This window comes from Bradyrhizobium sp. WYCCWR15520 (assembly GCF_056174665.1).
In genome coordinates this window covers 20,277-33,087 of sequence record NZ_JBWBWM010000057.1, presented here as the reverse complement: position 1 = coordinate 33,087, position 12,811 = coordinate 20,277, and the positions used below count along the sequence as shown (strand labels likewise).

12 protein-coding genes and 3 pseudogenes are annotated in these 12,811 nt (G+C 59.0%); 6 read left to right on the top strand and 9 right to left on the bottom strand.

All coding sequences use genetic code 11. The annotated features are described in order from the left end of the window. The 3 genes and pseudogenes from AC0QUY_RS38115 to AC0QUY_RS38105 all read left to right on the top strand — a co-directional run. Positions 1-929: IS3 family transposase (locus AC0QUY_RS38115; RefSeq protein WP_474417103.1), on the top strand; the 929-nt coding region annotated here is incomplete at its 5' end. A 164-nt stretch (positions 930-1,093) separates the two neighbouring features. Then, positions 1,094-1,348 (top strand): annotated as a pseudogene (locus AC0QUY_RS38110) (integrase core domain-containing protein); the annotation flags it as partial. 235 nt (positions 1,349-1,583) lie between these two features. After that, a pseudogene (locus AC0QUY_RS38105) lies at positions 1,584-2,527 on the top strand (IS630 family transposase). Positions 2,528-2,615: 88 nt separating this feature from the next. On the opposite strand, the gene AC0QUY_RS38100 reads toward AC0QUY_RS38105, so the two are convergent. Together AC0QUY_RS38100 and AC0QUY_RS38095 are read right to left on the bottom strand one after the other, a co-directional pair. Further along, positions 2,616-4,376 (bottom strand): oleate hydratase, encoded by a 1,761-nt coding sequence (locus AC0QUY_RS38100; RefSeq protein WP_475391122.1) that lies wholly within the window; start codon positions 4,374-4,376, stop codon positions 2,616-2,618. Positions 4,377-4,421: 45 nt separating this feature from the next. Next, positions 4,422-5,180, bottom strand: coding sequence for a glucose 1-dehydrogenase (locus tag AC0QUY_RS38095; protein WP_161855575.1), 759 nt, complete (start codon positions 5,178-5,180; stop codon positions 4,422-4,424). A gap of 1,278 nt (positions 5,181-6,458) precedes the next feature. On the opposite strand from AC0QUY_RS38095, the gene AC0QUY_RS38090 reads away from it, so the two are divergent. After that, on the top strand, positions 6,459-7,235 hold the full coding sequence (locus AC0QUY_RS38090; protein ID WP_057855963.1) for an acetoacetate decarboxylase family protein: 777 nt from the start codon (positions 6,459-6,461) through the stop codon (positions 7,233-7,235). Between the two features lie 344 nt (positions 7,236-7,579). Here the strand turns inward: AC0QUY_RS38090 and AC0QUY_RS38085 are convergent, their stop codons facing one another. The 5 genes from AC0QUY_RS38085 to AC0QUY_RS38065 all read right to left on the bottom strand — a co-directional run bounded on the left by AC0QUY_RS38085 (position 7,580) and on the right by AC0QUY_RS38065 (position 10,840). Further along, a complete protein-coding gene (locus AC0QUY_RS38085) occupies positions 7,580-7,948 on the bottom strand; it encodes an integrase core domain-containing protein (protein ID WP_474417106.1) in 369 nt (122 codons plus the stop codon). 3 nt (positions 7,949-7,951) lie between these two features. Then, positions 7,952-8,404 (bottom strand): hypothetical protein, encoded by a 453-nt coding sequence (locus tag AC0QUY_RS38080; protein WP_371419331.1) that lies wholly within the window; start codon positions 8,402-8,404, stop codon positions 7,952-7,954. After that, on the bottom strand, positions 8,404-8,655 hold the full coding sequence (locus tag AC0QUY_RS38075; protein WP_063800259.1) for a hypothetical protein: 252 nt from the start codon (positions 8,653-8,655) through the stop codon (positions 8,404-8,406). The genes AC0QUY_RS38080 and AC0QUY_RS38075 overlap by 1 nt, the downstream gene beginning before the upstream one ends. After that, positions 8,652-8,912: a hypothetical protein gene (locus tag AC0QUY_RS38070; protein WP_371419330.1), complete on the bottom strand. Its 261-nt coding sequence runs from the start codon at positions 8,910-8,912 to the stop codon at positions 8,652-8,654. Before AC0QUY_RS38070 ends, AC0QUY_RS38075 begins: the two co-directional genes overlap by 4 nt. A gap of 137 nt (positions 8,913-9,049) precedes the next feature. Further along, on the bottom strand, positions 9,050-10,840 hold the full coding sequence (locus tag AC0QUY_RS38065; protein ID WP_161855574.1) for a di-heme-cytochrome C peroxidase: 1,791 nt from the start codon (positions 10,838-10,840) through the stop codon (positions 9,050-9,052). Positions 10,841-11,126: 286 nt separating this feature from the next. Here AC0QUY_RS38065 and AC0QUY_RS38060 point away from each other — a divergent pair. Next, positions 11,127-11,345 (top strand): annotated as a pseudogene (locus tag AC0QUY_RS38060) (transposase); the annotation flags it as partial. A gap of 38 nt (positions 11,346-11,383) precedes the next feature. On the opposite strand, the gene AC0QUY_RS38055 reads toward AC0QUY_RS38060, so the two are convergent. Then, positions 11,384-11,635, bottom strand: a complete 252-nt coding sequence (locus AC0QUY_RS38055; RefSeq protein WP_065754933.1) for a hypothetical protein — start codon at positions 11,633-11,635, stop codon at positions 11,384-11,386. A 385-nt stretch (positions 11,636-12,020) separates the two neighbouring features. Then, positions 12,021-12,266, bottom strand: coding sequence for a hypothetical protein (locus tag AC0QUY_RS38050; protein ID WP_246738315.1), 246 nt, complete (start codon positions 12,264-12,266; stop codon positions 12,021-12,023). Positions 12,267-12,481: 215 nt separating this feature from the next. On the opposite strand from AC0QUY_RS38050, the gene AC0QUY_RS38045 reads away from it, so the two are divergent. Next, on the top strand, positions 12,482-12,628 hold the full coding sequence (locus AC0QUY_RS38045; RefSeq protein ID WP_245320257.1) for a hypothetical protein: 147 nt from the start codon (positions 12,482-12,484) through the stop codon (positions 12,626-12,628). Positions 12,629-12,811: the final 183 nt, after the last annotated feature.

Below are 12,811 nucleotides of genomic sequence, written 5' to 3'. Positions count from 1 at the left end.
TGGTGACGCCCGCGGCCAAGCGGAAAGCTGTCGCCCATCTCAGAGGCGCCTTCGGGATGAGCGAACGGCGGGCGTGTAAAACCATCGGCTGCTGCCGCATGACCATGAGATACCAGACGACCCGGGCGGACGAAGCCGGCCTTCGCCAGCGCATGCGGGCAATCGCCCAGGAACGTCGTCGTTTCGGCTATCGACGCCTGCATGTGCTGCTCAAGCGGGAGGGCTATCTGGTCAACCACAAGAAGCTCTTCCGTCTGTACCGGGAAGAGAGGCTCGCGGTGCGCCGCCGTGGCGGCCGCAAGCGGGCGATCGGGACCCGGGCGCCGATGACGGTGGCGATGGCGCCGAACGACCGCTGGTCGCTCGACTTCGTGTCGGATCAGCTCACCGATGGCCGCCGCTTCCGTATCCTTACCGTCGTCGATGACTGCACCCGCGAGTGCCTGGCACTGGTGGCCGATACCTCGCTCTCCGGCACCCGTGTGGCGCGGGAGCTGGACCGGCTGGTGATCGAGCGCGGCAAGCCCAAGACGGTGGTCAGCGACAACGGCACCGAACTCACCAGCAACGCCATCCTGACATGGACTGATCAGAGCCGGGTCGCCTGGCACTACATTGCGCCGGGCAAGCCCATGCAGAATGCCTTCATCGAGAGCTTCAACGGCCGGCTGCGGGATGAATTGTTGAACGAGACGCTGTTTACCTCGCTGGCCCAGGCCCGCGTCGCGCTCGGATGCTGGCGCGCCGATTACAACGATGCACGCCCACACTCGCGGCTCGGATGGAAGACGCCGTCCGAGTTCGCCTTCACCTGCCATCCGCGCCGGGATCTGGCGCTGCGCTATGCCGAGGGCTCCGCGCCAGCTCCCGTCGCTACCACCGCCCAACCGGGCAAATCCAATAGCCGGAGCGAACTCAGGATTGGATAAAACTTGGGGGCAAGGTCACTGGCTATCAACTGCATGGATGTGAAACACGTGCTTCGAAATTCCAACCCAATTGTCGCGGCTTCCATTGGTGAATTGCTCCTGTTAGCGGGTTCGTGCATCGCCAGTATATCGCCGCGGCCGAGGGAGCGGGGGCCGTCTTCCCCATCAATGGCCGGATGCGCGATGAGTTGCTCAACGAGACCCTCTTCTTCGATCTCGACGACGCCCGCACCAAAATCGCTAATTGGGTCGCCGACTACAATACCCGGCGGCCTCACTCGTCGCTGAAATACCTCACCCCTGCGGCCTGCGCTGCCCACCTCACCGCAACGGACGAGCGGCTCCGCAACCCCGACCAGCTCCGCGGATCGTCCGTTGTTCCACCCGCGCCACCTGGCGTACAAACCGGCGAGCTCTAACCGCCGCTGGATGAAGGTTCAGTGGCAGGTCAGGGCTTGTAAGAGCGGCGGGAGCAACACAATGGACATTGGCTCCATAAGCGCGTTGGAACTAGTGAGCCTGGGAATTGCCTCGGTCCTTCTCGTCGCAGTTCTCGTCTGCTAGAGCGGGTTCCGACCAAATTGAATCGTTTGGGATTCCCAAATCAGGCCGGTTCTGATTCAAGCTGTCTGCCGGCGAAGGAGGCCGGCGGGCATGGCGGCATCTCTTTCGGCCGATCTTCGTAAGCGTGTGGTCGCCGCTGTTGAAGGCGGCATGTCGCGTCGAGCGGCTGCGGCGCACTTTCGAGTCGGAGTGTCGAGTGCGATCCGCTGGGTAGCGCAGGCGCGCGAGACGGGCGAGGTGATGGCGAAGCCGCAGGGCGGTGATCGACGCTCGCAGGCGATCGAGGCACAGGCCGACCGCATCCTCGCGCTGATTGCGGCCAAGCCCGACAGCACACTGGAGGAGCTGAAGGCGGCGCTCGCGGCCGATGGACACGCCTTCAGCATCTCCGCTTTGTCGCGCTTCTTCCAGCGCCGGAAGATCACGCTCAAAAAAAGACCGCGCACGCCGCTGAGCAGGAACGGCCGGACGTCCTGAAGAAGCGGGAGGAATGGTTCGACGGCCGGCTCGTCCTCGATCCTGACAAGCTCGTCTTCCTCGACGAGACCTGGGCGTCGACCAATATGGCGCGTACCCGCGGGGTGCGCCCCGCGGCGAACGGCTACGTGCCTCCATCCCGCACGGCCACTGGAAGACGACGACCTTCATCGCCGGGCTGCGCCTGTCGGGCATGGTCGCACCGATGGTTCTCGATGGGCCGATTAACGGGCTGCGTTCCAAGCCTATGTCGATCACGTTCTCGTTCCAGAATTGCGGCAAGGCGATATCGTCGTCATGGATAATCTCGGCAGCCACAAAGGCGCCGGCGTGCGCGCGGCAATCGAAGCGGCCGGCGCAACTCTCCTCTATCTCCCGGCCACAGCCCCGACTTCAATCCGATCGAGAACGCCTTCTCCAAGCTGAAAGCACTGCTGCGCGCCGCCGCCGAACGTTCGGTCGAAGGACTGTGGACTGCCATCGGGCGTTGCCTCGACCGCTTCACGCCACGCGAATGCGCCAACTACTTCGGAGCCGCCGGATACGCGCCAACCTGATCGGGAACCGCTCTAGTGGTGGGCTACTCGAGACTTCTGCGATTTGTAGGTGAGGTTACCTCTCCGACAGACAGCGTCCTCACCTCCGTCAACTCAGGTGATACTTATTGAACAGTTCGCCAATCTCGGTTGCGTTAATCTTTTTCAGAATAAGATCGCGCAGGAACGCTCGTCCTGGGATCTCAATTTCCTTGCCGTCACGCAGTCTACCCATTGCTGCAAGCAACTTGCGAATATCATAAGTTGAGTTGAATACCTCAGGCACGCCACGTTCAATCTTGAGGAGTATATAAACGGCTTCCATCGCCGTCCGAACCGAGTATTCCGTCGTGAAGATACAATCCCGTTCACCCGACTCCGCGAACTGGCCGATGAAGGCGAAATTGACTGCCTCTTTAGGCACAACATCTGGCCGGTCGCCCATCTGCCGCGGCATGAAGAAGGAAGTGACGTAGGGCATCATCACCGGCACCGTTTTGGCTGCGCTCGCGGCGAGTTCCGGTATGCTCGGGACCGGCACACCGAGGTGATAAAGCCATTCTTGCGTGATTTCCTCGCCCGTACAATCTTGCATCGGTTTCTTCACGTAGTCGCCGGCTTTCTCGACGAATAGTGAATAGAGCCAGGCAACGACTTGGTCGCTGCGCTGGTGCTTGAAATGCGGCTGGCGGTTTGCGGTCCAACTGAGCAACCAGCTCGAGTCTTTCACCGTAACGATGCCTCCTGTGACGACCCTGCCGCTGAACGGATCGCGTTTGGCAATCTTGTGAATGTATGCCGGAATGCGTGCGTCCAGGGTCGTGATGGTCGCCGATTCCCATTTGGTTGCAGAGATATTGCCGCCAAAGACGTCTGGACGGCCAAAGGCGGCATCCTTAGCCGCAATACGCCGCCACAGATCCCAGGCGGGCGCGGGGCCTTCGTCGAGCCTGGGAGCTGTGTGATGGTCCCCCATGTCCGAGTTTTCGGTAAGCGACCCGATCGTCATGAAAACAAGATCGTCGGCGCCAATATCGACACTGCCCACAATGCCATTCTCCAGCCATCGGATGCCTGTGGCTTGCTTGCGTCCGCGTTTTATGTCGAAATCAATATCGGTGACTTCGACACCGTAGCGAAAGTTGACGCCTTGCTCTAACAGCCATTTGCATAATGGCAGAACAAGCGATTCATACTGATTGTACTTGGTAAACTTCAGCGTGCTGAAATCCGGCAGGCCGCCGATATGATGGATGAATCGATGCAAATAAAGCTTCATCTCGAGGGCCGAATGCCATTTTTCAAAAGCGAACATAGTACGCCAGTAGAGCCAAAAATTGCTGTTGAAGAAATCTCTCCCGAACACTTCGTCGATGCGCTTGGCCTCCATCTGCTTACGAGTGGCAAGAAAAAGGGCAATCAGCTCTCTCTGGGCCTCTTCGCTCAAAGTGAAGAGGCCATCGGTATGGGCATTCTGCCCCTGGTTCACCGTCACCCGCTGTAGTGTGTAGTTCGGATCATCCTTGTTCAGCCAGTAAAACTCGTCGAGCACGCTGGCGCCTTCAAGTTCGAGCGATGGGATCGAACGGAACAGGTCCCAGAGGCACTCGAAATGATCCTCCATCTCTCTACCACCTCGAATCACGAATCCCCGTTCCGGGTCTTGACTACCGTCCAACGCGCCCCCCGGAAGATTCAGTCGTTCGAGGATGGTGATACGGTCGCCACTCATTTGTCCGTCGCGGATCAAGAAGGCTGCGCCGGAGAGCGCCGCTAACCCCGAACCAACGAACCAAGCTGTCTTGCTATCCACACCTGCGGGTTTGCGGGGGCGAGCAAAAGCTTCGTAGTTTCCACTGCTGTAGTACATCGTGAGATTCCATCTAGTTCGACGTGACAATCCGTCAGCTGATAGTCAAAAGATGTTTGCAGGCGCCGGACACGTGTGCGGGACGCCGATCGTCAGGCCGCCATCGACCACGATTTCGGAGCCCGTGAGATAAGAGGACTCGTCGCTGAGCAGGAACAAGACTGCCCGTGACACTTCCTGCGGCTCGGCGGCCCGCCCGAGCGGAATGGGGAAACTGGAAGGCTCGAAATTCTCAGTCATCCGAGTGTTGATTAGGCCCGGATGGATAGAGTTTACGCGAACGCCGGACGCGGCGGCCTCCAAGGCAGCGGACTTGGTTATGCCCCGCACGCCGAACTTGGAAGCAACGTAGGCGTGAAGCCCAGCAGTCCCCCTCAACCCCTCGATCGACGAGATGTTAACGATCGAGCCTCCGCCCGCGCGGCGCATGGCCGGTAAGGCAGTCTGCATACCCAAGAAAACACCGGTGAGATTGACTGCAAGTGTCTTCTTCCACTGCTCGAGCGGGAACTGCTCGATGGGAGCCATGCTGGCTATGCCTGCATTGTTGACGAGGCCGTGCAGCGCGCCGAACTTGCTCTCCGCAGCCGCGATCGCCTGGCACCAATCCTCTGGCTGAGCGACGTCTTGACGCACATAGATCGCGGATGTGCCAAGTTCGGCCGCGAGAATCTCTCCTTCCTTGTGAAGAATATCGGTGATCACGACTTTCGCGCCCTCGGCTACCAGCAGGCGCGCATGAGCAGCCCCCATGCCTTGAGCCCCGCCGGTTACCAGAACGACTTTTTCGTTCACACGTCCCATAACTTTTGCTTCCTCGATCAGTGGCGGTGCAGGGTCTTCCCAGTATCAGGCGTGAGGATCATGCTGACGGAAATGTTTGAGAACCCGAACCTTGGAAGTAAAGCAAGTCGCGAGCCGCGGTCTGCACCATGCCCGCTTAACTCCTGTCGATCTATCCTGTGCCGCGCATCATCTGCAATGCCCCCAAGCCTGCAGCAGTGCTCATGTAAATTGGCGCGAAAGCAGTTCGATAACGAGTTCACGTCGTGAACAAGCGTTCGCGGCGCAGGCGTTTACGTCGGAGTGTTGCATTGGCCTCGCCAAACTGGGCCACCTTCTTGATGCCGACAATTCACGACCGAGTTTCTTCCAATTTTGGGTGAATTGCCGCTGACCGCAAGTGAGGCAAGACCGGTTCCGCACAAGCGCGCACGGTACTGAGCTCTTTGTGGGTCGCAGCGGTAGAAGCGGGGCGCAGAACACATGAAGTTCTCCCAGTCTTGCGAATTGGAATATCCCCTTATGTGCAATCGCCGCGCCGAGAATCTGATCGCAACGCAAACTCAAGTGGCTCTTGCAGTTGCTGGAGGTCTTCCGACGTGCTAGCGCGACGTCGGTGTTCGCGTGGCCTGCGTTTCCGACCATGCACAGCATAACGTCTTGGCACCAGTAAGAGAGTCTCATCGATACTTTCTGTCCGGAGGCTTGGTCATGTCGAGCCTTCGACATCGCGTCGTCAATCTGACAAGCGAGGAAGGCAACAGAACAACAGCCGAAAGTTGCCAGCGGTCTCTCGTACCAAGTTCGGCATCCGCAGCCGAGTGAGCCCTATAACCCGCTCGAGGTGCTTGGCATCGACGTTGCATAATGACAGATAGGAGGGCGCCTTGACGTCATCGTCGGCGAGCATGCTTCGCCGGAATGAATGCACAATCAACAGGCGCATTCGGCCGCACCGCATAGCGGCCTGTCTAGAATGGAAAGGTCAAGCGTGTTTGATGTTTTCGGATCGTTTAACGGTGGATTGATGTGCAAGGCGCAGAACTCGGTACTCGGCCTGGCGTAGCGACGATCGCGATCACTGGATCGATCAGCCCCGGCTCGCTGCTTGATAATGCCCCGATCAATCCACACCATGAAAACCCAACTCGTCCATAGCCGTTACGGACGGCCGAGCCTGCATTGGGGCCAACGCAATACAGTCGCTTCAGGGATGCTCCAACAACCGGATAGGCGCGGTGAGATGAATTAGCTCAACTCCCAATCGGTGAAAATAGTTCGAAAGCGAGGAGAAATGTGATGTCCGACGTCAAAGGCATTCCGTTTGATGCGCCCCTTTACCATGGGGGCAAAGATCGTGGCAGCTCGTTTCTCGGCTGCCAAGCCATAAGCCTTATGTTCAGGGTGGGACACGAGGTGAACCGTCTATTACCGAACGGGCTGGTACCTGCAGCAAACCCTGCAATCGCCATTGTGGGGGTCGCGAGTTATCGCTCAAGCACTGTCGGGCCATACTTGGAGTGCTATTCGGGAGTTCAAGTTCGTGATCCCGGTGGTGAGACTGGCTATTACATTCCTTACATTTACGTGACAACGAATGATGCAGCGCTCGCCTCGGGACGAGAGGTTCTTGGTGCTCCAAAAAAGCTCGCGCACATTACTTTGATCAGAGAAGGCGGCCTAATTCAAGGCACGCTCGAGCGTCCGGATGGCAAGCGCCTGCTGACCCTTACCGCTCAACCAGACCAGCGCATGAGCTCGGGTTCGCGACAGATGTATTCTGCGCGGACGAATTTCTACTCGGTTCGGCACCTGCCGCCCATCAATGAGTCCGGGAAGGGAGCAGTAACGCAACTCGTCAAATGGTGCACGGACCGAACGTTGCGACGCGACGAGCGTGGCGAAGAAATTCTATTTACTGGACCTATCTCCCTAACTTACGACTCCCCCTCGATTGTCGATCCCGTGCACAATTTGAAAGTTGGCCAAGCCTTGCTCGGCATATACGAGGAGTATGACGCCATGCTCGAGGCCATTGATATCATTTCGCAAGAATTAAACCAGGTAAACAGCTGATTGATGAGCTTGAGGAATTTCATCCAATCCTGAGTTCTGCCCGGCCTGTCGGCTTGCCCGCTGATGGGCCGTTATAGCGACGCGAGCTACAGTCCAGACGCGCAGCATGACATCGCAAAGGGGCAAATTGCCTCGCCGGAGGCGTCACATGTACAAGCATACTCGCGCCAGGCGCCTGCACGGCGGATAGCCTATCATGGAGATGGCGTTCGTATCGCCCATGACGGTTGGGGAATCGTCACAGCTATTGGCGATAGGGCAGGCAGCGTCGGCATCAAGTTGACGGATGCATCCGTCCGCCCGGCTCGCATCGACTGTCGCAATCGTCGCCATGGCATCACGGCTTAGACTGCCGGTCGCGGGCGGACCCCAATCAGGATTTCAGGGGTATCCGCGCGTGTTCCATCAAATGATGACGGACCGGCGTGAAATGGACGCGCATAGCGGGACCGCTTAAACCGGTTTCTTAGTTGGAAGATGACCGCTCCTTCTCCTACTATCATGCCGCAAGGGCCGTCGTCTGCTGTTGTTGCGGCTGTGGGCATGTGGGCAACGCGGCGGCGTTGTCCATCATGTCCACAGCGGGCGGTCCCTGTTGCCGCGCGCCAGACGGCTATCGGCGTGCGGTAGCCGAGCGCCTGGTCAGGGCGATGCTCGTTGTAGAAGGCGATCCAGCTGGAGATTTCGTCCGTGGCCTCGCGGCCGTCGTGTATCCCTTAAAGGTAGATGTCCTTGAGCTTGAGCGATCGCCAGACACGTTCGATGAAGACGTTGTCCATCCAGCGCCCGCGTCCGTCCATGGAGATCCGGATTCGGGCGGCCGAAAGCGCGCCGGTGAACGCGGAGCTGGTGAACTGGCCAGCCTGGTCGGTATTGAAGATCTCCGGCTTGCCATGCTTGGGCAGGGCGTCGCGCCGCCACGCAGAACGAGACATCCATCGCGTTTCGACACTCGCCACGCCAGGATGGCGCGGCTCGCCCAGTCGATAATCGCCACCAGATAGAGGAAGCCCCGTCCGACCGGGATGTAGGTGATGTCGGCCGCTCAGAAGTGATTGACGCGCTCCGATTGTGAGTTTGCGCAGCAGATATGGATAGATCTTGTGGCCGGCGGCAGGGCTCGTTTTGCGAGGTCGTGGCCCGAGCGCCGCAATCGCCATCTTGCGCATCAGCCGTTGCCCGCGCTTGCGGTTGATCCGCAGCCTCGGGCGCGCAGCATCGCATTCATGCGGCGCGAGCCGAGAGACGGCCACGCCGTGAACAGCTCGTCGATCAGGCGCATCGGTGCGGCGTCGTTGTCATTGGCCGGCGGTCGCGGCCGGTAGATGCCGTAACGCGCAACGCCGACCAGGGCGCATTGTCTTATCGACAGCGTCCGATCGCCGCGGTCGAGCATCGCTCGGCGGCCCGGCGCGCTCATCTTCCGGACCTCTTGGCTAAAAAGTCCCGCTCGGCATGCAGTTTCTCGACCTCTCGCTCGCGATCGGCCTCGGCATCCCGGCCGACACCGACGTCGAAGACTCGCATTCTCCAGCAGCTGCTTCTTCCAGGCGTAAATCTGGTTGGGTGGACCTCGTAGCGCTGGGCCAGATCGGCAACCATCGCCTGTTCCCGCACTGCCTCCAGGGCAATCTTCGCCTTCAAGGCGGCGTCAATCTTGCGTCTCGTCTTCGTCATGGTTCGCTCCGTTTAAACGGAGCGGCCGATCTCCTTAGCCCCGGTCCTAAAACCGGATCCATTTCAGCCAGAGCTGGAACCTGGCTATTTCTCTAAAATGTTGGCTTCAGCCTCAAAAGAGGAAACAACGCAGCGGGTTACAGCGTCTTGAGGTATTCGAGCAACGCCTTTTTGTCTTGCTCGCTCAAACTAGTCCCGTACTCGTGGCCGCATCGGCTGTTTCCAGAATTGATGTCATTACAATCCGTGGTGGATAATGTTTCACTCAGAGGCTCCTGGGTGGCAGCAAGACCAACGTTTTCAATGTCGTATTTCCGTCCAATGCTAAACTGCGATTTGCGCTGCCCCGATGGCTTGAGCAATTCCGCCAGGGTAGGGACCGAGCCGTTGTGAAGATAAGGTGCGGCGGCCCAAATACCCTGCAGAACACGGGCCTCGTAGGCGCCCCATGGAGGGAGCCGACTGCGAGATGCTCTTTCTGTCCCCTTCCGCTTGGCCTTTTCGATTGCTTCCGAGGTGCTGACAGCGTTGAAAGCCGTTACCAGATCCTGCAGGGTTGGCGGTAGTCGTACCAGCCCCAGAGACTCCCGAGTCTCCGACGACCCCGGATCTGGCGCCGTCGCGACCCGTGCGTTGGAAGGGGCACCGCCGGCCAACAGGTGTTCTGCGATCGAACCAATGACCGAGGTTGCAAGAATGTTAAAGATCTGATCGTTTTCCTTGAGCGGCGCGGTCGCGAAGGGAATGTACGCTCCATTCAGCACGCCCGTCTTCGCTTTCCAGGCGAGGACATCGTATTCTCGTGTATCCGTACCGACGTTCTGGACCACGGTTCTCCATGTTTTGATGAATGGAAAGCGCTGCTCGCCGTCTTCAATCCCATGGCACCCGCTACATCCCCCTTCAGCGGGATATCTTTCAAAGATCATTTTGCCCCGGATGGCTAAGGCAGCGTCAATCTTCCAGGGCCATTTCGGAGGGCCGATTCGCTTCACCAAGTTTTCAAGCTCGCTAAGACCGTCGAAATTGGTGGAATTGTCATTGAGGAAATTGATGAGCGCGCCCTGACGCTTCGGCTCGAACGTAGCGAACACCCCTAGAACCTCGCCAACGTTCCGGGCCAGCCCCAAGATGTCACTTCCATTCTTTGCAAATCCCGGCCATTGCGTCTTGTCTTGCCGCGGCGCATTCCAAAGGAATGGGTATCTCACGGGAGCGTCAGCGGTTTTTATGTTTTCCGGAATCATGAAATCGGGTGGCGGACCGATGTCCAGTCCGGATAAGCGGTTGAAGATCATCCCGACAGCATCCAGACGGCCCACTCCCCAGCCGTTTTTGGGCAGGGCTCGCGCCATAAGCGTGTGAAACCGCAAGTACCACCTATCTACCTGCCGGCGAAGATTCTCAACATCGGTCGGATCGGGAGTTTCGGATTGCAGAACAGCTGCAGCAAACGGAGCAAACGAGTCGTCGCTAGAAAGCACATCACCGACTGCCTTGTCCAAATCGCCAAGCAGCGCGTAGAAGTCCACGAGCCCGGGACCACCATCGACGCGATACACCTTGCCTTCAACTTCGATCTGGCGCGTATGACATGCCGAGCAGGTCATTCCGACAACCTGGAAACCTTCAGGACCGGAGGCATGAAAGCCGATGGGAAGGTTGGCTTTGTTTCCAGGATTGGCTAGATAGCCGTACCGCGACAGACCATCCGCGAGGAACGGTTGCCCGTTCCTTTGCTTTAGCGCCTGCATCCAGGATAGCGTGATCAAACGCGAGCCCTGATCGCGCACATAGAAGTCCGCTCTCGCCGTCGCGGTCCAATCTACACCTTGATCAACATATATTGGATTGGCGTCAGCGCCCTGGGCGCTCGATCTTGTCGTGGCTGCAACGGTTAAGCCAATCAGAAAGAGAACACGAAGCATGGTATGGCCCGCCGTCTTTTAGACTCGCCTGAAGAGCTGTTCGCGGTACTAAAGTCCTCTCGCCGTTGCGGCAAGTTTGATCTTAGCCCTCTAACCTAGTTATTATTAAAGGTCTCAGACCAACTAAGTTCAACCTACCAAGTTTTGGAGTGATGCCGGTTGCCTGTGTATCGGCCGCCATTTGAAATCGCAGAACCTCATAGCTGGCTCCGGAGATCTGGACAGGGCGATAAGCGGAGTTTCTGCCTGACAGCGGGTAAGATTGTCCCGCGCTTAAGGAGAGATGATGAGCAAACGAGCCCGCCGGCACTACGCACCAGCATCTAAGGCCATAGCTGGCCGAGCAGTTGGACGTGCACCCGAACCAGATCACGCAGTGGAAATCCCAGCTTCAGGAAGCGGCGGCCGAGGTATTTGGTCCTAGCGGAGGCAGCAGAACGATCGATCCTGCCGTGGACTTGAAACGCTGCACGCCAAGATCGGGGAGCTGACGTTGGAGAACGAGCCGATGGCGAAGTGACGACGTGCGCGACGTTGCTGCCGTCATTGAGAAAATTGCAATCCCATAATCTTTGCGAGGTCACCTTTGCTAGCAACCGCGCGCGCTCGTAATTCCGGCTTTTGGTGAATCGACATCCGCAGCGCATTCGGAAACATCGCAGCGACATCATCGAAGCCTGGCGGCGCCAGCAACCGGTCGGCTCTCTGCTGAGATATTTCGTTATCGTGCAACACTTCGAGGCTGCAGACGCGAGCGATCGTCACGGCGCGGCGCCAGATTCGCTGATGGTTCATGGATTTTGCTTTTAGCTCTGATGCCGGTAGCGGACTGGCTGCCGGGACTCAGAAACCGCAAACGTGAACGGCCAATGTGCTTTTGGGGTGCCCCTTGGACATGGGCGCACCGCCGTGCCAACGCGGCTATTAGCACGCTGGCCCATTGATGGCTCCGATTGCCATCAGTAAAAGGATCCATCTGACTGCTTATGGCGAGGATATCAGACTGCAAGCTTGCTCGAATGACAGCCGTCGCGAGCAAAGTTGTCCCGGCGCTACGTCTTGGGTTCTTGGGGCGCGCGACCTATCACTTGCCAACGGCGAGAAACTCGAGCGCAGCAGGGAGAGCCTCAGGCAGCTCGCTAGCCGGGTTGGAGCTCGCGTTGATGCAATCGAGGAGGCACTACTCGGCGTTGTCGGCCAAGGAGCTATCGCCGCGGCAACGCGGCCGAAGGAAGCCGGAGAACGACGTGATCAGGTGCTGCGCGATGCTCTCAGTCGCGGCCTCGACGAGGCGCGCTATGCCGCCAGCCGCGCTTTCCGGCAATACGATGCCGCGGACCCAGCGAACCGGCTGCTGGCGAGCGAGCTTGCCGGAAACAGGGCACTTGTCCACGTGCCGGAGGTCGAGGGCAAGCTTGCCGCGCATAATGCGAGGACACCTGCTCCCGGCGTTGCTCCGGCCTCGCTCGGCGTCTTGGCTTCCAACCTGCGAACCGTCTGGTCAGCGCCGACGACCGATGCCCGTGTCAAGAAGCGCAGCGGGCGCACCTTGATCCACGAGTCGCCGCTGAGATCGACGACGCGGCCTCGGAGATCGTTCTCATCGTTCACTGGGTGGGTGGCGCCCACAGCGAGTTGCGCTTGCCGAACCGCCGGCGCGGACAGCGTAACAGCACCTCTGCCGATATGATGCAAGCCGTGCGTCAGCTGGTGCTGATCGCCAGCGACGATCTGATTGCCGGCCTGCTCAACCGCAACGGCCTCAAGACGGGCAACGGCAATCGCTGAACCCCCGCGCGCGTCACATCAATCCGTTCGCACTACCGCATCCCGGTGTTCAAGCCCGCCGAGGACGGGATCGAGCCCTGGCTCAACCTCAGCAACGCCGCACAGATCCTAAAGCGCGCCGAAGACGCTCCGGCTGGCCGCTGAGGCCGGCGAGATGGAATCTATCGATCCGCTGTCGGACGG

Excerpts from the sequence above, each read along its gene's own strand:
- AC0QUY_RS38055 (WP_065754933.1), bottom strand. The coding sequence starts at position 11,635 with ATGAACCATCAGCGAATCTGGCGCCGCGCCGTGACGATCGCTCGCGTC.
- AC0QUY_RS38075 (WP_063800259.1), bottom strand. The coding sequence starts at position 8,655 with ATGAGCGCGCCGGGCCGCCGAGCGATGCTCGACCGCGGCGATCGGACG.
- AC0QUY_RS38090 (WP_057855963.1), top strand. The coding sequence starts at position 6,459 with ATGTCCGACGTCAAAGGCATTCCGTTTGATGCGCCCCTTTACCATGGG.
- AC0QUY_RS38080 (WP_371419331.1), bottom strand. The coding sequence starts at position 8,404 with ATGCGCAAGATGGCGATTGCGGCGCTCGGGCCACGACCTCGCAAAACG.
- AC0QUY_RS38065 (WP_161855574.1), bottom strand. The coding sequence starts at position 10,840 with ATGCTTCGTGTTCTCTTTCTGATTGGCTTAACCGTTGCAGCCACGACA.
- AC0QUY_RS38050 (WP_246738315.1), bottom strand. The coding sequence starts at position 12,266 with ATGCGCGGCAAGCTTGCCCTCGACCTCCGGCACGTGGACAAGTGCCCT.
- AC0QUY_RS38070 (WP_371419330.1), bottom strand. The coding sequence starts at position 8,912 with ATGACGAAGACGAGACGCAAGATTGACGCCGCCTTGAAGGCGAAGATT.
- AC0QUY_RS38095 (WP_161855575.1), bottom strand. The coding sequence starts at position 5,180 with ATGGGACGTGTGAACGAAAAAGTCGTTCTGGTAACCGGCGGGGCTCAA.
- AC0QUY_RS38100 (WP_475391122.1), bottom strand. The coding sequence starts at position 4,376 with ATGTACTACAGCAGTGGAAACTACGAAGCTTTTGCTCGCCCCCGCAAA.